This window comes from Fibrella arboris, assembly GCF_041321095.1.
In the GTDB taxonomy this organism is placed as follows: Bacteria; Bacteroidota; Bacteroidia; order Cytophagales; family Spirosomataceae; genus Fibrella; species Fibrella arboris.
Window position 1 is genome coordinate 1 of sequence record NZ_JBGGWE010000023.1, and the last position, 20,076, is coordinate 20,076.

The window sequence follows — 20,076 nt, forward strand, 5'->3', positions numbered from 1 at the left end:
CGGTTTCAGGTGCGCTGCTTACCGACCAGACGTTGAGTAAACAGCGCACCTGAAACCGCGCCGCCGCCTGAAACCTGAAACTATTTTCTACGCCTGCGCGGGTTTTGCCTTCTGCTCCCGTAGGCGAACCTTCATGCCTTCTTTCAGGCGGTCATTCGGATTGGTAATCACCCGCTCAGTGCCGGTTAACCCCGACGTGACTTCAATAACGTTACCGTAATCCCGACCCAGTGAAATCGGCAGAAAGTGAACCTTCATGGCCTCGTCCAGGACCACAACCTGCGCTCCTTTTGGGGTGATTTTCAAGGCGTTAGCTGGCAACATAACTGCGCCTTGGGCGGCTCCACGTGGAGCAAATTTCACCTGGGCGTATAAACCAGACGGAATGCTGCGGCCCGGATTCGGAATAACCACCTCGGTCAGCAACGTTCGCGTATCGTTGTTGAGCGATCCGCCAGTCCGCGCTACAGTACCGGTCAACGTTCGGTTTTTGAGCTCAGCAATCGTCACCGTGGCGGGCATGCCCACTTTTATTTGCTGGAAATACGTCTGGGGCACATCAACATACACACGCAGCCTGTCGGTCTGTACGAGCGTGTACATCGGCTTTACACTGGCAGGTGAAATAAGGTCGCCAACTTCGACATCACGGGTGGTGATCAGCCCACTGAACGGTGCTCTGATCTCCTGCAAACCACGCACCGACTGAAACCGCCGCAGGTTTGCTTCGGCCACCGCTACCGCCGACCGCCGGTTATCAATATCCTGTCTCGAAACGGCTCCGGCCAGTGTAACGCTGGTGACGCGGGCCAGATTGGTTTGGGCCAAATCGAGGTCGGCACGGGCACGAGCCAGGTCCTGCTCAATCTCGGGTACGTCGAGCGTAGCCAGAAGCTGCCCTTGCCGAACAGTATTGCCAATATCGGCCATCCGTTTCTTCACAAACCCCTGCGACCGGGCGCGGATGGGCGTTTCCAAAAAAGGACGGATCTGACCCGGCAAGGTCAATCCGGTTGAGTCCATGCCTTGCTGAAGCGATACGGCGTTGACGATAAGCTCACGGGTACGTTCGGCGTCGGCGTCGGCCAGGAGTTCCTGCTTGTTTTTCAGCCGGGGCAGTATGCCAACAAAGACGAAAAGAGCTACCAGTCCAAGTGGAATCAGAAAAAAGAGTATTCGTTTCATAGAAAATAGTAACACCGGAGCTCCAGCTTCGGTAGGTAATATTGTACGTAGAGCTGACTACCGAAGCTGGAGCTCCGGTGTTACAGACTAGTTAATCGCTTCTACTGCCACCACTGCATCTTTATTCAGCTTGCCGTATAGATGAGGAAAGTGTTCGTTATTGGTAGCAGCTTCGTAGCGCAGGTTGTGTGTCAGCTTGTTAGGGTCGATCTGAAGTAACAGTAAGTCAGGTACGTTCTGATAATACCGTTCCAAAACGCCTGCCACCTGGTCTTTCGTCGATAAATGAATGAAGCCTTCTGCCTGCAGACTGGCGGCTTCATAGTCCGCTTCGTCGGCCTGCCGGTCCCAATCTGCCTGCGTTACAATATGATAGATCATGAGTGAAAGAACGAAAGGGTGAAAGAGTGGAAGAGCGAATGTGTGAAAGGGTGCTTCGCCAATGCTGCCTCGAAGAGCCATTCTTTCACTCTTTCGCTCTTTCGCTCTTTGGTTTAGTGGCCAAATAGCTGAAAACGGTTGGTACAAAGAGCAGCGTGGTGAACGTAGCTAGTAGCAGACCGCCAATAACGGCCCGGCCCAGCGGCGCGTTTTGCTCGCCACCTTCGCCTAGCCCCAGCGACATGGGCAACATACCAATAATCATGGCAATGGCGGTCATCAGAATGGGGCGCAGTCGGGTACGTCCGGCTTCCAGAGCCGCTTCATAGGCGTTGTTTTTAATTTCGGGCAGGTGATCTTTCGCGAAACTAACCATCAGGATACTGTTGGCCGTGGCCACCCCAACGCTCATAATCGCCCCCATCAGGGAAGGGATACTGAAGGTCGTATGCGTTAGAAAGAGCATCCAGATCATGCCACAAAGTGCTCCGGGCAGCGCCGTTATGATAATGAACGGGTAGCGGAACGACTGGAAGTTGACCACCATCAGCAGGTATACGAGCACCGCGGCAAACACGATACCGATACCCAGGCGGCTAAAGGCGCTTTCCATACTTTCGACCTGGCCCCGAATCAGGATTTTATTACCGGGCTTCAGTTGCGGCTCGTACTCTTTCGCCAGTTTTTCTAGCTCGGTAGCAACCGAACCCAGATCTGTGCGTTCAACGGCGGCGTATACATCGTAGGTTGGCTGTGTATTCACCCGGTTGATGATCTGCGGGGTAGTACTACGTTTTATGGTAGCTACGTTGCTCAGCAATTGCGGCGTCAGGGTCTGGTTGGCCACCAGCGGCGTACGCAGCAGTTTGTCGTAGCTGTCGAGTTTATAGGGCGGCGTTTGTACGGCAATCAGGTAAGGAAAACCCGTTACCGGATCGGGCCAGAAATTCGGACGTACCTGCGCCGTGCCGCTCAGCGAAATGTTCAGGTTAGTGGCTACGCGCTGTTCGGTCAGGCCAAACTGATTGGCTCGCTCGCGGTCGACATCCAGGAAAATTTCGGGCGCATCGAGCACCTGGTGAATGTGTACATCGACAGCGCCAGGGATCTGCGCGATACGCTGCCGCATCTCGCGGGCGATCTTCAGGTTATTACCCCGGTCGAAACCACTGATTTGCACGTCGATAGGGGATGTAAGTCCAAAATTCAGGATTTGCCCTACGATGTCGGCTGCCAGGAAAAAGTACGTAACATCGGGCATCTCTTCGCGCAGCCGGTTGCGTAACGCATGGATGTATTCATCGGTTGCCTGGCTGGGGTCTTCGGCAAGCGAGATGAGCAGCTCGGCATCACCTGCCCCCGCCGCCGCATTATCGGTAAAGGTGAAGTTATACCGTTCTGAGGTCAGGCCAATGTTGCTGATAACCGAGGCCACATCCCGTTCAGGAATTACTTCCCGGATAATGGCTTCTGTCTCTGCGGCGATGCGCTCGGTTTCTTCCATGCGCGAGCCTGCCGGAGCCCGCAGATGCAGTTTGATCTGACCGGCATCAACACGCGGGAAGAAATCGCGCCCGACAAACGGAACCATAGCGATCGTGAGCCCAACGGTCACTACGAAAATGGCCAGCACCGTTTTTCGATGGTTCAGCGACCAGATCAGCGCGCCCAGGTAACCGTTCTGAAACCGGTCGAAACCCGCGTTGAACCGGTCATAGAAGGTGCGCGAAGGCCGCGGGTGGTTCGGCTCGGCGCCGTGCCCAATCTCGCCGGCTTCTACGTGTTTATGTTCACTCCGCAGCATCAGGTCGGCGAGCATAGGTACCAGCGTTCGCGACAGAATGTAGGAAGCCAGCATAGCGAACACAACGGCCATGGCCAGTGGACCAAACAGGAATCGAGCCGGCCCTTCGAGGAACAGCACCGAGACGAACACGATACAGATCGTTAAGGTAGCTACCAGCGTTGGGGTGGCAATCTGGGCAGCGCCTTCCAGAATAGCTTCTCGGAGCGGAAGCCCTAATTCTTCGTTCCGGTGAATGTTTTCGATGGTCACCGTGGCGTCATCGACCAGAATACCAATAGCCAGTGCCAGACCACCAAGGGTCATGATGTTCAGCGTTTCGCCCAGCAAGTAAAGCGTGGTGAGCGATGCCAGGATCGACAGCGGGATAGAGATAGCGACGATCAATGTACTGCGCCAGCTACCCAGGAAGAGCAAAATCATGGCTGCCGTCAGCAGGGCCGCAATAATACCTTCCACCACAACGCCCTTAATCGAGGCCCGCACAAAGATCGACTGATCGAAGAGAGCGACCAGCCGTAAGCCCGCCGGAGCTGATGCCCGAACGGTGGGCAAAATGCGGTTCTTGATCTCGTCGACAACGCGGGTGGTCGACGCATTACCCGTTTTCACGACGCTCAGCAACACTCCCCGGCTACCATCCTGTTTCACTACGTTGGTTTGCACCGCCGAGCCGTCATGCACGTTGGCTACATCCCGCATGTGCACCGTAACGCCATTGACCACTTTCACCGGTATGTCGTTCAGGGTCGAGATCACGTCTGGTTTACTGTTCAGACGAACGGCGTATTCGCGCTCCTCCAGGCGAAGCACCCCACTGGGCAGGGTCAGGTTCTGGGCCGAAACAGCGTTGGTAACCTCTTCGGGCGTGATGCCCCGCGCAATGAGTTGTTCGGGTTCCAGATCGACCATGATCTGCCGGGTACGTCCGCCGAAAGGCTGCGACATCCGGCTTCCCTGCACCGTAGCCATCTGCGGGCGAATTCGAGTGGCCGAGTAGTCGGTGATCTGGGGTTCGGTGAGGCTGTCAGACGAGAGGCCAAGCTGCAGCACAGGTACGTCGGTGGCGTTGTAGCGAACAATAAGTGGGGGCTGAGTGCCGGGGGGCATACGCACAATGATTGTCTGCGAAATAGCGGCCACCTGGGCTAGTGCCTCCTCGATTTTTACCGTAGGCTGAAAATATAACTTGATGACCGCCGTACCATTATACGTCTGCGATTCGACCCGCTGAATATCCGATACGTTGTTGATGAGCGATGTTTCGGAGAAGTTGGTCACCATCTTCTCCATCTCGTTGGTCGATAGGCCCGAATAGCCCCAGATCACTGAGACAACAGGAATATTGATCCGGGGAAAAATGTCGGTGGGCATCTGGAGGCTGGCAACCGATCCCATGATCAGTATCAGCAGCGCCATTACGGCAATAGTATACTTCTTCTCAAGGGCGAGCCGGACAATCCACATAAACTAGACGAAGGAGAGGAATCAATATATTTTCAACAGAAGCCCGGCAAAATTGGTTGCCCCTGTTTTTGTACAATCATAGGTTGTTGTATTGATTGTCTTATTTGGAGACAATAACCTGATCGGAAAACTGAATACGCTGTCCGGCAGAAGAAGCCCGTGCCCAGCCAACGCGGTAAGTACCCGGCCGTAAATCGCTGGCCCGTAGTTCGGCCTGCAGGGTGCGTGTTGGGCGGCGAAGCCAGAAGGTAGGCAGGCGATACGGCGTTTTGGCGGGTGCCAGGTACGTTCGTGTGGGCGATTGCAGCACAGCATAGGCCTCGTGCATAGGGTCAGGTAACCCATCGGCTTCAATCACGTAGGTCTCGTTGGCAAGCCGAACAACAGCGGGCAATGGGTCAGGGCTAACTGAATAATTGGCAATTGGGCTATCTGGGAACACGTAGTAGCCCTGTTTTACGGCTCCATCGAGGGCTTTGTTAATGTAGCCTTCCAGGAACGTACCTACCTGACCACCCAATCCGATACCGTTATGTTCCTGGTTATAGGCGGCCGCGCGAACAAACTTGTTGCGGTAGAGCATTTCGGGTAAATGCCAGAAATAAGCCGTACCCCAGATCAGCAAACCAACGATCAGGCCCGCCCGCTGCCAAAGCGATCGCTGTCGTTGGGGCACCTCCTGCAGGCCGTTCAGGTAGAGCAGGCCTATCAGCAGGGCGGGATAGATCATATAGTTGCTGACCAGCATAACCCCGTACCCGTACCGCATGCGTAATAACCCCACCGCCACCGCGTTGATGAGCAGCAGGCCATAGCACCCCAGAAAGAAGTTGTCGTTCATGTCGCGAACCACAGGCTTGCCGGTTGGCAGCAGCCGGCGCCGAAATGGCCAGCTCATCTGACTCATAAGCCCAAGGGCGATGAGTACCAGCAACAAACCGCCAAGAGTGGGTAGAATGCCTCGCCACTGGTACGGCAGAACGGGCAGCAAGTCGAACGAACCGCCAATGAACGAGAGGAAACCAATAACCACCATATGTGGCTGATGGATCAGAAAGTCAAGGCTTTGGCCGTGGCCCTGGGCGTTGGTGAACCCCTGTACGTAAAGCACCATCGTGATCACACCCGTGAGGCCCCAGATAAGTAACCGGCGGTAATGGCCTTGCCGCCAGAGGATCAGCCCGCCGCTGATCCAGCCGAACAAGGCGTTACTCATGGAGAGCGACGCAAAGAGTTGTAAGGGTAAAGCAGCGATAAACCGGTTTCGACCACTTCGCGACAGCAGATACATGACCGCGCAGGAGAGAAAGAGCACCACCGGATGTTGCAGGCTGGTGATACTCCAGCTGATTGTCATGAAGTACTGCGGGTGCAGTAAAATAAACGGTACCGGCACAAACGCCCAGACGGGCAGACGCATAGACCGGAAAACAATAAATAACAGACCGAGGCTTAGAAAGAGAAACAGATTACCAATCAGCGTCATGCCCCGAAAATTCACGTGGCCAGTGGTATTGTACGTGAACAGATCGGTTAGTTTGGCAAAAAGAATACGGTGCTCGTTGTTCGGTTCCAGCAGCCAGTAGACCTTATCGTGTAGCGTATCTACGGTGTAATAATCCTGGACAAAGACGATGAACATCTCGATGTCGTCGTACCAGGGAATGTTTTCCACGAAGCGGAGGGCAATGCTGGCGAAAAGCACTATGGGTAGGGCAATCAGTGACCAGGCCAGCCACGGGGAACGGGTTGTCAACGCAGTTGGTAACGAGGTTCGTAGTGGAAACGGCATGATCGATTAACGCAAGTGGCTGTAAGTGCGGTAGATACGGTACAGCTCGGTCCACATGCGAAATATGTAGGTAGAGCTAAGGCGTGAATCGGCCTGCTCGATCCATTCCTGTAGCGGTTCTTCCAGCAGTTTTCCGGGCAGATTAGGCCGCCCGAAATGACCGATCAATCGGGCCAGTATTTCTACATCGAATAACCAGGGACTGATAAAGCCTTCCGTGAAAACGCTGTTGATGACCGATTGCCGAAGCAATTTGGCTCCGCATTGTGTATCGTAGACGGGGAGTTTCAAAATCAGGCTGATGATCGTGGCAATGATACGACCCACGTAATGCCGGAAAGCATCGCGCTTGATATTCACGCCCAGGTGTTTGATGCGTGAGCCCATAACGAACACACAGTCAGGGTGTTTGTCGAGTACCAGGCGCAGGTCGTCAATGGCGGCCAGCGGTGTAGCCAGATCAGCATCAAAGTAGCCCAGATAAGCGTGGCCTTGCTGAACGGAATGGAGCATACCTGCCCGAACGGCACCCGCCTTGCCCTGGTTCTGCGCTAAATTCAGCACATCGAACTGCTCCGGGCAGCGTTGCTGCAATCGGGCTAATACATCGGCTGTCTGGTCGCGGCTACCATCATTGACAAAACAGAACGATACGTCGGGGTGCGTTTGCTGGTAGGCTACAAACGCGTCGACCGGCAGGCGTTCGGCTTCGTTGTAGCAGGGAATAATGATACAAACGGGTGTGGTCATAAGGGCAGGGCAGGGGCGCGAAGCGTAGTGTCGACAATAATGGTCTTGTGGTGGTAATAGCCCGACTGGCAGCGGTTCCACCAGTGGGTTGGATCGGTTCGTATGTCTTCCAGAAACAGACTGGGGGGATAAACGGTCAGCGGAGCCAGCCGGAGCGTGTCGGCGGGCTTCGCACGAACAAGGTACTGATGCCGAGCGGCCATTTCGCGATCATAGGTGGCCGCTTTTCCCCGCAGCAGGTCGCTGTACAGTTGCTTTAGGGGCTGGCTTAGCACCAGCGAGATCACCACCCAAAGGCCCGCCAGACCCAGCAGCCAAAAAGGGGGTATGGCCCGGGCGTTGAATCGCGAATGCGGTAGCTGGCTGGTGATCACAAAAAACCAGCCAAACAGGAATACGGCGTAGGTGACGTTGATGGCCCGTAAGGTCAGGGTCTGCGTGGCGTAAAAGGAAGGAAGTACCGTGGCCAGTAACAGACCGGCAACAACCGGCACACTGTACCATAAAGGAATTCGCAAAAAAGAGGCTAACCGGCCAGTCTGGTGCAGGTAATGGCTGCCAACCATCATCCAGATGGGTGATAACAGGAGTATGGGCGTTTTTAGGAACTGACCCGGTATGTTCCTGGCCAACCATTTTACGGAAAGCCAAAGTCCTCCTGCCAGATCACCACCCGCGGCCCCGCCGCTCATGCGAACGGCATTGCCCGGTGCCCGGAAAACCAGCCAGCTCGAAACAAACGCAACAACCAGCAGGCCGAGGAGCTGTTTATCCAGTTGCCGCTGAACAAGGAGGCGGTACGTGAAAATGGCTATCAGTATACTGATTAGCAGCAGCATATGGGTTTCGCCGCAACCGACAATCATAAAGATCAATACAGCGGCCCATAGGCCTGTCAGCCTATGCAACGTACCCGGCGATTGCCGATACCAGCGAATAAGTACGGCTCCCCAGTAGAGCATGAGCGCAGTTGGTACCGTATAGACCGTGATGGAGGCCATCCAGACAAAAGCTTCCACTACGCTGGGAAGTATCAGGATATAGGCGCCAAACAACGTACCTGCAATGGTCAGACTAACCCGACGAATGGAATCGGGCGGAACGATGGAGCGCAACAAGTCAACGATAAACAGATAGGCGGCCCATACCCAGGCCGTTGCCATCAGGGCCGGAATGAACTTATAACCGCCATACCACCCCCATACCAGCGGGCTACCGTGAACCAGAAAATTGGAGAAGTAACGCCCTGTCCAGCCATCGTAATAGTACTGCTGGGCCTGCCAGAATCCATACCGGATGGCTGTATCAGCAAAGCAATAGTCGTCGGCAGCAGAGGGATGATTGAACCAGGAAAGCGCTAAAATCGGCATAAACGCTATGGCAAAGAATCCGTAAGCAGATAACGATAGCAGGCGGGCCAGTAGCGGATGGGTCATAGAGTGACATACTGAACAGGATACCTTATTCAGTCTTTTTGATTAGAAACGGATACGCCAGCACGGCTAGCAGGATGACGAGCGTACCGAGGTAGAAGCCTGCGGTCATGCGTTCGCGGTCATTGAAAATCAGTACCGCCAACAGAATTCCGTAGACCGGCTCCAAATTTACGGTCAGAATAGCCATGTAGGGTGAAAACTTGCGTAATAGGCTTACACCCGCCGTGTAGGCGTATACGGTGCAGACGAACGCCAGGATAAAAAGCCACAGCCACTGACCCGCCCGCTGTGGAAATAGCTCGGCCATAGGCGGGTGTACCACGGCGATATAGACACCACACAGCACCACCGACGTGAGGAAAGCGCCAATCATTTCCTGCCGGGCGATCACCAGCGAAGTATGCCGTTGCGCAAACCGGCTGTTGATAATGGTGAACAGGGCTGCCAACATGGCCGAAAAGACAGCCACGGCCAGCCCGGCTACTTTATCGAACTCAAATCGGAAAATCAGGTAGAGGCCCGACATGACTACTACGCCCATAACTACCTCAAGGGCTTTTACGCGCCGTTTCAGGATGATCGGCTCCAGCGCCGATGCCCAGAGCGAACTGGTGGCCATGCCGGCCAGACAAACCGATGCATTGGCCAGTCGGGCTGCCCAGAAAAAGGCAAACCAGTGAACGGCAATCAACCCGCCGGTGGCCAGCAAAGCCCATTGATCAGTTGCCTGTTGGTGCGCAGGCGCATCCACCGCACCAGTTTGGCGGCCGGGTACGTTGCCCTGTAGCGCCAAATCGGGTCTTACCCGTAACACAACGACCAAGCCCAGAGCAGCTAATCCAGTACGAAGAGCCACCAGAGCAGGAGCGCCGAGTGGTTCCAGCAGCAGCCCCAGAATGGCTGTGAACCCCCAGATAAGCACAATGAAGTGCAGGTGAAGATAATCGCGGAAGGAGGGATTGGGAGTCAACGGAGTTGCAGGTTTCAAGTGTCAAGTAGCTCTGCTTATCAACTGATCCGCGGATAAGCGAAGCACTTGACACCTGACACCTGACACTTATCTGGGTATCGTGTTATACAGCAAGACGCCAATGCCCGCGAAAATAAGGTTGGGAAGCCAGACGGCCAGCACCGGGCTGATCGCGCCCGACTCGGCAACGCCTTTCGCCAGCATATAGAAGAGGATGTACACGAACGCCAGAATGAACCCAAGCGCCACTTGCCAACCCACACCCCGCCGACTTTTACGCGCCGACATAATGACGCCGATGACCGTGAGGATCACGATGGCGAAGGGGCGCGTGGCGCGGGTATATTTTTCGAGCAGGTACGTTTGCACACCATCGGCCCCGCGGCTCTGGATAAGCGCAATGTAGCTTTCGAGTTCGGGCTTGGTCAGCGTTTCAAACAGGCTGAAATCCGAGTCGAAGTCAGATGGTTTCATGTTCAGCGTCGAGTCCATGCGGGTGACTGAGGGCGCCAGGCTTTCGTGTTGCTGCTCGTCGAACTTCCTGACCTGGTAATCGTAGATGATCCACTTGCCTTTTTTCGTATCCCACTCAATGCGGTCGGCCGATAGTTTCTGCCGTAGCTGATTGCCCTGTACTTCTTCCAGCGTGAATTTGTAGCCTGTGTTATTCAGGTTGTTATAGCTTTCCAGATAGGCATATACGTTCGGCGCCAGCTTCATGTGCACGTTGCGGCCGGTGTAGGTGTAGGCGTCTTTGGTGTATTTCAGCTCGAAGCCGATCCGGGTTTTGTTAGCCTTCGGAATCAGGTAGTTCACCATGTAGTAGCTCACGCCCGCCAGAATCAATGAACCGAGCACGTAGGGATATAACAGCCGGATGAAGCTGACGCCGCTACTCAGAATGGCAATGATTTCGGAGCGCGAAGCCAGTTGCGAGGTCAGGAAGACCGTGGCAATGAATACCATCAGCGGGCTGATCATGTTAGCCCAGTGCGGAATGAAATTCAGGTAATAATCGAAGAAGATCGCCGCACCGGGCGCCGACCGTTTCCGGAAATCATCTACTTTTTCGGTGTAATCAACCACGCAGACAATCAGCACGATCAGCAGCACGACAAAAAAGTAGGTCTGCAAAAATCGTTTTAGAATGTACCAGTCAAGCTTTTTCATTAGGAGACTAACAAGTTCTTCGCCACATCGTAGCTAACAAATAACGCCTGATCGGGCGCAATAGTCACCTGCATCGACCGATCAAAAGAACTGATTTCAGAAACTTTAACAACGCTGCCCAAAGTCAGCCCGCAGGCATCGAGATGCTGCAAAAAAGCCGTTGAATGATCGAGCACACCCATCAGGCAGGCTTCATCAGTAGGAGTGAGGTCGGCTAATTTACGGTATGTTAGAGCCGGCATCAGACCCGCCGGGTTCGGAATTGGGTCGCCGTGCGGGTCGAACTGCGGGTGATTCAGAAACGCATCGAGGCGGGTTACCAGTTCATCAGACCGGACGTGCTCCAGTTCTTCGGCCATCTCGTGTACCTGATCCCAGCCGAAGCCGAGCTTCTCGACCAGAAAGACCTCCCAGAGCCGATGGCGACGAATAATGGTTAAGGCCAGCCGTTCACCTTCTTCGGTTAAGCGAACACCCTGATAGCGCTTGTAATGAATTAACCCTTTGTCGGCCAGTCGTTTAAGCATATCCGTGACCGAAGCGGCACGAGTTGCGGTCATTTCGGCCAGCGCATTGGTCGTTACCTCTTCTTCCTGGCGACTGGCTATGGCGTAGATCGTTTTCAGATAATTTTCTTCAGTGAACGAAGTCGTCGCCATAGAATCGGTGGTGATTTCTTTCCCGTTGGTACAGGTAACGTGAACAATGTACAGGCAAAAGTAGTTTTTTGATTAGTAATAATAAATTTTTAGACGAACCTAAAAAACAAGTTTGCTGTTTTCCGTTCACAGTCGTCTGTGCTCGGCACCATCACAGGCAGGTACGTTGGCGGAGCAACAGACAACTGTAAACGGAAAACAGTAAACTCTTCAGTTTATGGCCTGGCGGCAGGAAATCTTTACTCAATCGTTACCGGAAGCGCACTCAACTATCCACGTACCTACATCGGCTGGTTTTTTTCGGACGTTGAAAGCGTATGTAGGGCCTGGGCTGATGGTGGCAGTGGGCTATATGGACCCCGGCAACTGGGCTACCGACATTGCCGGTGGCGCACAATTTGGTTATCGGCTCCTATCGGTCGTGCTGATCTCCAATCTGTTTGCTATTCTGCTTCAACACCTAGCCCTGAAACTGGGAATCGCCACTGAGCGTGATCTGGCGCAGGCCTGTCGTGACCATTATAGTCGCCCGGTAGGAATCGGCCTTTGGATGCTGGCCGAAATTGCTATTGCCGCTACTGATCTGGCCGAAGTGATTGGGTCGGCCATTGCCCTGAATCTGCTCTTTGGTATGCCACTGCCCGTTGGTATTGTGGTCACCGCCATTGACGTGTTGCTGCTGCTCTGGCTTCAGAATAAGGGCTTTCGGATGATCGAGATCATTGTGGCCGGGCTGATCTTCCTGATCCTGGCCTGTTTTGCCTACGAACTCCTCGTTTCCCGACCCGACGTGAACGCGCTGTTAGGTGGATTGGTACCTCGTGCCGAGGTAGTGACCAACCCCGGCATGCTCTACATTGCCATTGGTATTCTGGGCGCAACGGTGATGCCGCACAACCTGTATCTGCACTCCAGTATTGTACAAACCCGCGATTACCCCCGTACTGAAACGGGTAAGGCCAAGGCAATCAAATTTGCGACGATCGATTCATCTGTATCGCTGTTACTCGCGTTTTTCATCAACGCAGCAATTCTGATCCTGGCCGCCGCCGCGTTTCACTTTTCCGGTAACCAACAGGTAGCCGACATCACCGATGCCCACCGCCTGCTCGACCCACTATTGGGTGTTCAGCTGGCCAGTATGCTATTTGCCGTGGCGCTATTGGCCTCGGGGCAGAACAGCACGCTCACCGGTACGTTGGCCGGGCAGATCGTGATGGAAGGCTTTCTGAACCTTCGCCTGAAACCCTGGGTACGTCGCCTGATCACCCGGTTGATCGCTATCGTTCCTGCCCTTGTCGTGGCGATCCTGTACGGCGAACGGGGTACGTCCGAATTACTGGTGTTTAGCCAGGTGATCCTGTCGCTGCAACTAAGTTTTGCCGTGGTACCGCTTGTACAATTCACCAGCGACCGCCTGAAGATGGGCCGTTTTGTCAACCCAACCTGGGTACGTTACCTCGCCTGGGGTGTGGCCGGCCTGATTATCTGTTTGAATGCCTACCTCTTGGTTGAGACCGTGGTGGGTTAAAAATAGGCACTGCGCCTACCGGATTCCCGAAAATCGGTGGCTATACCAACGGGTTGGCGTATTTTAGGGTCTTTCCAGTATAGCTCAACCAGAACGTATGAAAAAGGCGTTATTTCTCTCATTGCTAGGGCTGTTAAGCATTGGCTGTAAGAACCAGCTCAATCCTGATCCGGCCAGTACGTTTGCCATGTCGGCCTGGGTCGATTATAGCACCAGTCCAATCTCCGTTCAACTTCGGGGCTCTGTATTTCAATCAACGGCGGGACCTACTGAAACGCCCTTCGATAAGGCGGAGGTGTACCTATCGGAAAACCAGACAAGTGGTTATCAGTTGCTGACGACCACCAGCCAAAAAAGCGTGGCGTTACCCAGTTTAAAGCAGGGAATGTCGTACTACGTTCAGGTGAAGGGAACGCTGGGCAGCACCAGTGTCGACAGTAGGCCGGTGCTGCTGGTAAACGATGTGGTGACGCCAACCAGAAAGCTCATGCCCTACGACCCGCTGGCGATGTATTACGTTTCTCCGGCCGGGTTACCCGTGATCCAGCAAAAAACCGACTATACGAACATATCGAGTATTCTAACCACCTCATTGATCGATGCGGCGGGGACAAAACCAGTGGCGGCCTATACCAGCCCTACAACTAGCCAACCTCTGTTCAAAGGGTGGAACAACACCAACCAGCGCGCTTTTTTTGAGATAACCCGGTCGGCCAAACGGGCGTTGGTAAGCTACGACCTGGCCACGAAAACGTATACCGATGTACCGTTACCGGCCGAAGCGGAACTGTGGAACTACGCCATTGCGCCCGACGGGCAGCAGGTAGTTTTTACCGATTACAAACGCGCCGGGCTATGGTATTTCGATGCGCGAACCAATACGCAAAAGCAACTAGATACGCAGGCCACTGTATACGATCTAAGCTGGACGCCCAACAGCCAATACATCTGGTTGACTACACCAAATAGTGCAGGAGCAGCGTCGGTAAAGCAATATGATCCGACTACCTCGACAAAAACGGGCATATTCGATGAAAGCGGTACGCTCTCGGGTGCCCAATCATCGCCAAACGGTAAATGGATTCTGTACCTGAACAATGCGTCTGGGCAGGATGTCCTGTGGCTTCGAAACAAAGAGACTGGCGCTAAGCGGCCCGTAGGGTTCGTGAACCAATACGGTTGGCTCAATGACGGCACCTTCTGGGCAGGCTACCGTGCCAGCGACGCAAAAACCCCGACCGAACGCGATTCGTTTTTGTGGGTATTCACGCCGTAAGAATTCTATGTTACAAACCCAATTCCTTCCGCAGGGTGCTGTCGGCAGGGGTATTGTGGTTCCAGTAGTCGGACTGGAGGCTTTTCTGGAGGATGGCCCGTGAGGTGAGCACCTTGTCTTTGGTCTTGTACGTGTCCTCCCAGCCAGCAATCCGGTGCGGAAAAGCGGTCTCGAAAATGATCGTCAGCTGTCGCCCGTCTTCTTGGTAATCGACCGTGTACGCTTTGCAGGGGCCAATGGCAATGCCGGGTACGTAGGTACGTGTCCAGTTTATGCCCCGCACTGAATCGAGGGTGGCGGTGGCAGCAAGCGATTCCAACCGTTTGTGTCGAAGCCGGGCGGCCTGTGTGCCGGGAATCAGGTGAATAGCACCTGTGGGCAATTTTTCCGGATTGAGCCGGATGCGGTTCCAGAGCTCATCTTCCAGCAGGGCCTTGCCAACGGTATAGTCTTCGGCCACTTCCTGCTCGAAATACGACCGGCCCCACACGGCGTACCCGTTGTTTTTGTAACTCACCTGCACATAGCTCTGCCCGCACCATTCCTGCCCCGATGTGGTGACTTTCAAGGTGTTCGGAAATTTGGGCGGTTGGCCGTTGCCATTGTCAATTGGCGTGAAGACCGATGTGAACAGCGAGTAATCATACACACCCGTTATGAACCGACGAATGTAGTTGGTCTTCAGCACCGGAATAGCCAGGCTGCGCGACTCGTCTGATTCCGACTTCACCTGTTTATCCGTCCGGAAATCTTCGGTCACAAACACCAGCACGGCTTCACCCGTACGCGAAGCACCGTACTGTGCCTGATCGAGGCGGTACGTATTCAGCTCGGCTTTGCCGCCAAACCAGTAGTCGCGAAACGGTTTCGTTGACGCCAGCGACGGGGCTGGCGGCGTGGTGGGGCCTCTCTGGTAGACGGTAGCGCCCATGAAAATAGCGAAACCCACGGCCAACGCCATGACGATATACAGGAAGTTGCGCTGAATGAACATGATTTTAGTAGTTTGTTGCAGAGACGCAAGATATTGCGTCTCTGCAACAAACGGACATCACTATGCACAGACTACGTTTACTGGCACTCTTTCTGGGGACGTTTGCGCTTCTCCAGCCGCTGTCGGCTCAGATCGAAAAGGCACCGCAACGCAGGAAGGGAGAGGGCAGCGGTCCCTACAACCGGCTGATCATTCGGGGCGTCACGCTCATCAACAGTACGGGGGCACCGCCAATGGGACCGGTGGACATTGTGGTGGAGAAAAATCGCATTGCGCAGGTTCAACAGGTGGGTTATCCCGGCGTACCGATCGATCCGCAACGGCGGCCACAGGCAACGGCGGGCGATCAGGAGCTGAACTGCGAAGGGATGTACCTCATGCCCGGTCTGATCGATATGCATGGCCACATTGGCGGTAAAGACCAGGGCACACCGTCTGAATATGTATTTAAACTCTGGATGGGTCACGGCATCACTACCATCCGCGACCCGTCGGCGGGCAATGGGCTGGATTGGGTGCTGGAACACCGGGCCAGGAGCGAGCGCAACGAGATCGTTGCCCCGCGCATCAAGGCCTACACCGTTTTCGGACAGGGAAGTAAAGAAGCGATCACCACGCCCGAACAGGCACGTACCTGGGTACGTCTGAATGCACAGCGGGGAGCCGACGGCATCAAATTCTTCGGAGCCGAGCCAAACGTGTTTCGCGCCGCTTTGGAGGAAAACAAAAAGCTGGGCCTGCGATCAGCCTGTCACCATGCCCAGCTGGAAGTGGCTCGGATGAACGTGCTGGCCACCGCCAAAGCCGGCCTGACATCGATGGAACACTGGTATGGCCTGCCCGAAGCCCTCTTCGCCGACCGCACCGTGCAGGATTACCCCGCCAGTTACAATTACAACAACGAGCAGGACCGGTTCACGGAAGCGGGTAACCTGTGGCAGCAGGCCGCCAAGCCGGGTACCCCTCGCTGGAACGCCGTGCTGGACTCGCTGATCCGGCTGGATTTCACGCTCGACCCGACCTTTAATATCTACGAAGCCAACCGCGAACTGATGCTGGCCCGCCGCGCCGAATGGCACGACGACTACACGCTGCCCAGCCTGTGGCGGTTCTACGGCCCAAGTCGCATCTCGCACGGGTCGTACTGGCACGATTGGGGCACCGAGCAGGAGGTTGCCTGGAAAAAGAACTACCAGCTCTGGATGCAGTTTATCAATGAATTCAAAAACCGGGGCGGTCGCGTCACGGCGGGTTCCGATTCAGGCTTCATCTATCAGCTGTATGGCTTTGCCTATATCCGTGAGCTCGAACTCCTGCGCGAAGCGGGTTTCCATCCGCTCGAAGTAATCCGATCGGCCACGATCAAAGGGGCCGAAGCGCTGGGTATGGCCGATCAGATCGGCTCGGTGGAAGTGGGGAAGCTCGCCGATTTTGCCATCATGAAAGAGAATCCGCTGGCCAATCTGAAAACCCTGTATGGAACTGGCGCTATTCACCTTAACGAGAAAAACGAAGTAGAGCGCATTGGCGGCGTGACCTACACGGTGAAAGACGGCGTAGTGTACGATGCCAAACAGCTTTTGGCCGACGTCCGGCAGCTCGTAGCTGAGGCCAAAAAGAAAGAAAACTTCGACATCCGCCAGCCCGGCGTTCCTGCAAAACCCGCCAGGCAGGGTAGTGGGGAGAAATAAGCCTAAGGTAGCCTGGCGCGAGCGTGTGCTCGCGCCAGCGGGGCGTTCACTCGATCAGTTGGCGATCAACACGCGTTTTGTCAACGTACCTGTGGGTTCAACGACACGCAATAGGTACGTTCCCGAAGGCAGATTACGCACATTGACCTGCATCCGGTCGGCGGTGACGGCTTGCTGATGGCGGATCTGACCGGTCAGATCCAGCAGTTCGGCGGTTGATCCGGCAATCAGGCCAGACAGGATCAGTTCGTTACTCACGGGGTTCCCCAACAGGGTCAGTTCACCATTGGCGCGAATGACGACCGCTCGGATAGGGGAGTAGTTGAATGTGCCGTCGGTGTCTATCTGTTTCAGGCGGTAGTAGTTGGCACCAGAAACGGGTGTCTCATCCGTGAAGCTATACTGCTGGCGTGCCGTTGTCGTGCCCTGACCCGTTACCCGGCCAATCCGCGTGAATGACTGAGCATCGTGGCTACGCTCTACGTCGAAGTAGGCATTAGTTGATTCGCTGACAGTGGCCCAGTCAAGGCTGGCCATCAGGCCGCTGGCTTTGGCAGAAAACGAAAGTAGGTTGACAGGAAGGGTTGTACTGGTCACCGTAAAAGTGGCCCTAAAATTAGCTCCGCCGTTCGAATCATATCGATCGCCCTGATTGGTCGTAATCTGCCAGTATACTTCAACCGTATAGTTGCCTGATGGTAAACCGGAGGCCAGATTGATGTTAGCACCAGTGTTTTCCCACAATTGATCCCCACCTCCGTTTAAATTAGAACCGAAAGGCAAGCCCACCAGCGTAAATGTTCCGGCTGGACTTCCTGTCGGATATACGCGGTAGTACAGTCGTGCCCCGGTTACGTCGCCACCGTTATTTTTATAGGTCTTTATTTGGCCACCTTTAAGGGTAATGAATGAATTGGCTGATCCGTAAGTCGAGTTATTGAAAGTACTTGAGCCCGCCGCATTTATTCCACCCGCTCTGTAGCTCTCGTTCCCATCTACGCTAACGATAGCATATGTTTGAAACATCTCTGCCTGTTGCGCCTGAACGCGCATAAACGTAGTAAGACCTAGTAATAAACTGTAAATGAGCTTCATATCGTGAACGGTTTGTTGCGCAAAGATGAGTATATTTTCCTTTTATTGGTATAATAGGTATAAGAAAATAGTACAATTTCGCGTTTACTGGCGGGTTTATCTATAAACAGAGAAGGGTCTATAACACTGCTACATCAGTGCCATAGACCCTTCTCTGGTAAGTAGTATCAACTACTTCTTGTTACTATCTACTTTTAACCGTTCTTCGCGATTGGCAATTTCCCAGGCGGTGAAGAAGACCAGCCGAGCCGTTTTTTCGGCCAGCTTGAAATCGATCTTGTCTACATCATCCGTTGGGCGGTGGTAGTCGGCGTGGAGGCCGTTGAAGTAGAAGATGATGGGTATCTTGTGCTTGGCGAAATTGTAGTGATCCGACCGGTAATAGATGCGCTCGGGGTCGTTCGGATCATTGTATTTGTAATCCAGCTCCATCTTCGTGTTGGCGTTGTTCTGCTCTTCGCTGATCTTGTGCAAATCGCTCGACAGTTTGTCTGACCCGATCACGTAGATGTAATTATCCTTGGGCGACTTGTCTTTGTGCAGGTCATCAACCCGGCCCACCATATCGATGTTGAGGTCGGCCACGGTGTTTTCGAGCGGGAAAATAGGGCCGAAGTCGGCGTAGTATTCCGAACCCAACAACCCTTTTTCTTCACCTACTACCGTCAGGAACAGGATTGACCGGCGTGGGCCTTTACCCTCGGCTTTCGCTTTGGCAAATCCCTGGGCCAGCTCCATGACCGATACCGTGCCCGAGCCATCGTCGTTGGCGCCGTTGTTGATCTGGCCGTCAGGGCTGATGCCGATGTGGTCGTAGTGGCCCGACACCACCAGCACTTCGTCTTTTTTGTCGGTGCCTTCCAGATAACCCGCCACGTTTTCGGTCTGTACGTTCTCGTCTTTACGTTCGCCTTTCACCGCCACTTTACCGGCCAGTTTGCCAATGGTACTCGTACCCGTTTTGGCCATCTGGTCCAGTGCCTTGCGGAATTTGTCGGGCGACTGACCCAGCAGTGCCGCACCCATGTCGGTCGAGACCATGAACGTACCTACGCTGCCCGTATTTTCAGTGCCGGGTTTCAGACTCAGGCGGTTGAAGCGCTGTTGTAACGCACCCCGCTCTTTCAGGAGTTGTTTGAAACCATCTGCATCGGCTGTCGATATAATGAACACCTGGGCGGCCCCCTTGTCTTTAGCCGCTGTCACTTTGGCGCGCCAGCTATCCGCCTTGCCCCATTTCGAGCCTTCTTTCGTGTTGCTCACGGCCGAAATGCCTTCTGCGTTCTTGGGTTCGCCGTCGAGCATGACAACGGCTTTGCCTTTCACATCGAGGTTTTCGTAGTCGTTGAACTTGTCATCGACGATGCCGTAGTTCACGAAGACCGTTTCGTAGTTGGTTTCAGTCGGCAGCGAGAACAAGCCGTTGAGCAGGAAGTCGCTCAGGTACGTGAACTGCTTACCCCCTGCTTTAGCATAAACATCGCCCCACGTCTTTTTGTACAGCGTGAAGGGTTGCAGGAAGCCCATCTTGCCGTCGGCCTGTTTCACAACGGGTTTCAGGCCGTAAGCCGCGAATTGGCTGGCGATGTAAGCGGCGGCTTTTTTCTGGCCACGGGTACCTGTTTCGCGCCCCTCCATATCGTCGGCGGCCAGAATACGCAGGTTCTTTTCGAGGTCAGCCGCCGTAACGGTTTGCGCGTAGGTAACCGCCGCAGCCGATGTGGGGCCTGAAGCTGTTGGGGCCTGAGCCAGCACAAACTGGCCGGTCAGCATAAGAAGGCCGGTCAGCCGACCAGCACGATGTAACTGCATAAGAAATACGTAAGGTGATGAACGCGTGTATTGTACTTCCAAAGATAAACGATTGACGGGCAG

The 20,076-nt window shown here is 54.4% G+C and carries 15 protein-coding genes; 3 read left to right on the forward strand and 12 right to left on the reverse strand.

Going from position 1 to position 20,076, the window contains the following annotated elements; genetic code table 11:
- Positions 1 to 87: 87 nt before the first annotated feature.
- The 9 genes from ACAW75_RS25295 to ACAW75_RS25335 form a co-directional block, all read right to left on the reverse strand.
- The gene (locus ACAW75_RS25295) at positions 88 to 1,185 is read right to left on the reverse strand and encodes an efflux RND transporter periplasmic adaptor subunit (RefSeq protein WP_370731577.1); all 1,098 of its coding nucleotides are present in this window, start codon (positions 1,183 to 1,185) and stop codon (positions 88 to 90) included.
- 87 nt (positions 1,186 to 1,272) lie between these two features.
- Positions 1,273 to 1,566: a DUF952 domain-containing protein gene (locus tag ACAW75_RS25300; protein ID WP_370731578.1), complete on the reverse strand. Its 294-nt coding sequence runs from the start codon at positions 1,564 to 1,566 to the stop codon at positions 1,273 to 1,275.
- A gap of 85 nt (positions 1,567 to 1,651) precedes the next feature.
- Complete coding sequence (locus tag ACAW75_RS25305) at positions 1,652 to 4,837, reverse strand: efflux RND transporter permease subunit (protein WP_370731579.1); 3,186 nt, start codon at positions 4,835 to 4,837, stop codon at positions 1,652 to 1,654.
- 100 nt (positions 4,838 to 4,937) lie between these two features.
- Positions 4,938 to 6,593 carry a hypothetical protein gene (locus ACAW75_RS25310; RefSeq protein ID WP_370731580.1) on the reverse strand — a complete coding sequence of 552 codons (1,656 nt, stop codon included), beginning with the start codon at positions 6,591 to 6,593 and terminating at the stop codon, positions 4,938 to 4,940.
- A 42-nt stretch (positions 6,594 to 6,635) separates the two neighbouring features.
- The gene (locus ACAW75_RS25315; RefSeq protein ID WP_370731581.1) at positions 6,636 to 7,379 is read right to left on the reverse strand and encodes a dolichyl-phosphate beta-glucosyltransferase; all 744 of its coding nucleotides are present in this window, start codon (positions 7,377 to 7,379) and stop codon (positions 6,636 to 6,638) included.
- The gene (locus ACAW75_RS25320; RefSeq protein WP_370731582.1) at positions 7,376 to 8,815 is read right to left on the reverse strand and encodes a DUF6056 family protein; all 1,440 of its coding nucleotides are present in this window, start codon (positions 8,813 to 8,815) and stop codon (positions 7,376 to 7,378) included. Before ACAW75_RS25320 ends, ACAW75_RS25315 begins: the two co-directional genes overlap by 4 nt.
- Positions 8,816 to 8,840: 25 nt before the next feature.
- Entirely contained in the window at positions 8,841 to 9,803 is a 963-nt protein-coding gene (locus tag ACAW75_RS25325) for a DMT family transporter (RefSeq protein ID WP_370731583.1), read from the reverse strand.
- A 69-nt stretch (positions 9,804 to 9,872) separates the two neighbouring features.
- Positions 9,873 to 10,955: an LptF/LptG family permease gene (locus ACAW75_RS25330; RefSeq protein WP_370731584.1), complete on the reverse strand. Its 1,083-nt coding sequence runs from the start codon at positions 10,953 to 10,955 to the stop codon at positions 9,873 to 9,875.
- Entirely contained in the window at positions 10,955 to 11,614 is a 660-nt protein-coding gene (locus ACAW75_RS25335) for a metal-dependent transcriptional regulator (RefSeq protein WP_370731585.1), read from the reverse strand. Before ACAW75_RS25335 ends, ACAW75_RS25330 begins: the two co-directional genes overlap by 1 nt.
- 217 nt (positions 11,615 to 11,831) lie before the next feature.
- On the opposite strand from ACAW75_RS25335, the gene ACAW75_RS25340 reads away from it, so the two are divergent.
- Together ACAW75_RS25340 and ACAW75_RS25345 are read left to right on the forward strand one after the other, a co-directional pair.
- On the forward strand, positions 11,832 to 13,145 hold the full coding sequence (locus tag ACAW75_RS25340; protein ID WP_370731586.1) for an Nramp family divalent metal transporter: 1,314 nt from the start codon (positions 11,832 to 11,834) through the stop codon (positions 13,143 to 13,145).
- Between the two features lie 97 nt (positions 13,146 to 13,242).
- A complete protein-coding gene (locus ACAW75_RS25345; RefSeq protein WP_370731587.1) occupies positions 13,243 to 14,421 on the forward strand; it encodes a TolB family protein in 1,179 nt (392 codons plus the stop codon).
- A gap of 10 nt (positions 14,422 to 14,431) precedes the next feature.
- On the opposite strand, the gene ACAW75_RS25350 is transcribed toward ACAW75_RS25345, so the two are convergent.
- Positions 14,432 to 15,415, reverse strand: coding sequence for a hypothetical protein (locus ACAW75_RS25350; protein ID WP_370731588.1), 984 nt, complete (start codon positions 15,413 to 15,415; stop codon positions 14,432 to 14,434).
- A 62-nt stretch (positions 15,416 to 15,477) separates the two neighbouring features.
- Here ACAW75_RS25350 and ACAW75_RS25355 point away from each other — a divergent pair, with 62 nt between their 5' ends.
- Positions 15,478 to 17,106, forward strand: a complete 1,629-nt coding sequence (locus tag ACAW75_RS25355; protein ID WP_370731589.1) for an amidohydrolase family protein — start codon at positions 15,478 to 15,480, stop codon at positions 17,104 to 17,106.
- A 54-nt stretch (positions 17,107 to 17,160) separates the two neighbouring features.
- Here the strand turns inward: ACAW75_RS25355 and ACAW75_RS25360 are convergent, their stop codons facing one another.
- Positions 17,161 to 18,201, reverse strand: a complete 1,041-nt coding sequence (locus tag ACAW75_RS25360; RefSeq protein ID WP_370731590.1) for a T9SS type A sorting domain-containing protein — start codon at positions 18,199 to 18,201, stop codon at positions 17,161 to 17,163.
- Between the two features lie 171 nt (positions 18,202 to 18,372).
- Positions 18,373 to 20,013 (reverse strand): M28 family peptidase, encoded by a 1,641-nt coding sequence (locus ACAW75_RS25365; RefSeq protein ID WP_370731591.1) that lies wholly within the window; start codon positions 20,011 to 20,013, stop codon positions 18,373 to 18,375.
- Positions 20,014 to 20,076: the final 63 nt, after the last annotated feature.

What these genes read in the sequence shown, in the direction of transcription:
- ACAW75_RS25295 (WP_370731577.1), bottom strand. Translation starts at nt 1,185, where the DNA reads ATGAAACGAATACTCTTTTTTCTGATTCCACTTGGACTGGTAGCTCTT.
- ACAW75_RS25300 (WP_370731578.1), bottom strand. Translation starts at nt 1,566, where the DNA reads ATGATCTATCATATTGTAACGCAGGCAGATTGGGACCGGCAGGCCGAC.
- ACAW75_RS25305 (WP_370731579.1), bottom strand. Translation starts at nt 4,837, where the DNA reads ATGTGGATTGTCCGGCTCGCCCTTGAGAAGAAGTATACTATTGCCGTA.
- ACAW75_RS25315 (WP_370731581.1), bottom strand. Translation starts at nt 7,379, where the DNA reads ATGACCACACCCGTTTGTATCATTATTCCCTGCTACAACGAAGCCGAA.
- ACAW75_RS25320 (WP_370731582.1), bottom strand. Translation starts at nt 8,815, where the DNA reads ATGACCCATCCGCTACTGGCCCGCCTGCTATCGTTATCTGCTTACGGA.
- ACAW75_RS25330 (WP_370731584.1), bottom strand. Translation starts at nt 10,955, where the DNA reads ATGAAAAAGCTTGACTGGTACATTCTAAAACGATTTTTGCAGACCTAC.
- ACAW75_RS25335 (WP_370731585.1), bottom strand. Translation starts at nt 11,614, where the DNA reads ATGGCGACGACTTCGTTCACTGAAGAAAATTATCTGAAAACGATCTAC.
- ACAW75_RS25340 (WP_370731586.1), top strand. Translation starts at nt 11,832, where the DNA reads ATGGCCTGGCGGCAGGAAATCTTTACTCAATCGTTACCGGAAGCGCAC.
- ACAW75_RS25345 (WP_370731587.1), top strand. Translation starts at nt 13,243, where the DNA reads ATGAAAAAGGCGTTATTTCTCTCATTGCTAGGGCTGTTAAGCATTGGC.
- ACAW75_RS25350 (WP_370731588.1), bottom strand. Translation starts at nt 15,415, where the DNA reads ATGTTCATTCAGCGCAACTTCCTGTATATCGTCATGGCGTTGGCCGTG.
- ACAW75_RS25355 (WP_370731589.1), top strand. Translation starts at nt 15,478, where the DNA reads ATGCACAGACTACGTTTACTGGCACTCTTTCTGGGGACGTTTGCGCTT.
- ACAW75_RS25360 (WP_370731590.1), bottom strand. Translation starts at nt 18,201, where the DNA reads ATGAAGCTCATTTACAGTTTATTACTAGGTCTTACTACGTTTATGCGC.
- ACAW75_RS25365 (WP_370731591.1), bottom strand. Translation starts at nt 20,013, where the DNA reads ATGCAGTTACATCGTGCTGGTCGGCTGACCGGCCTTCTTATGCTGACC.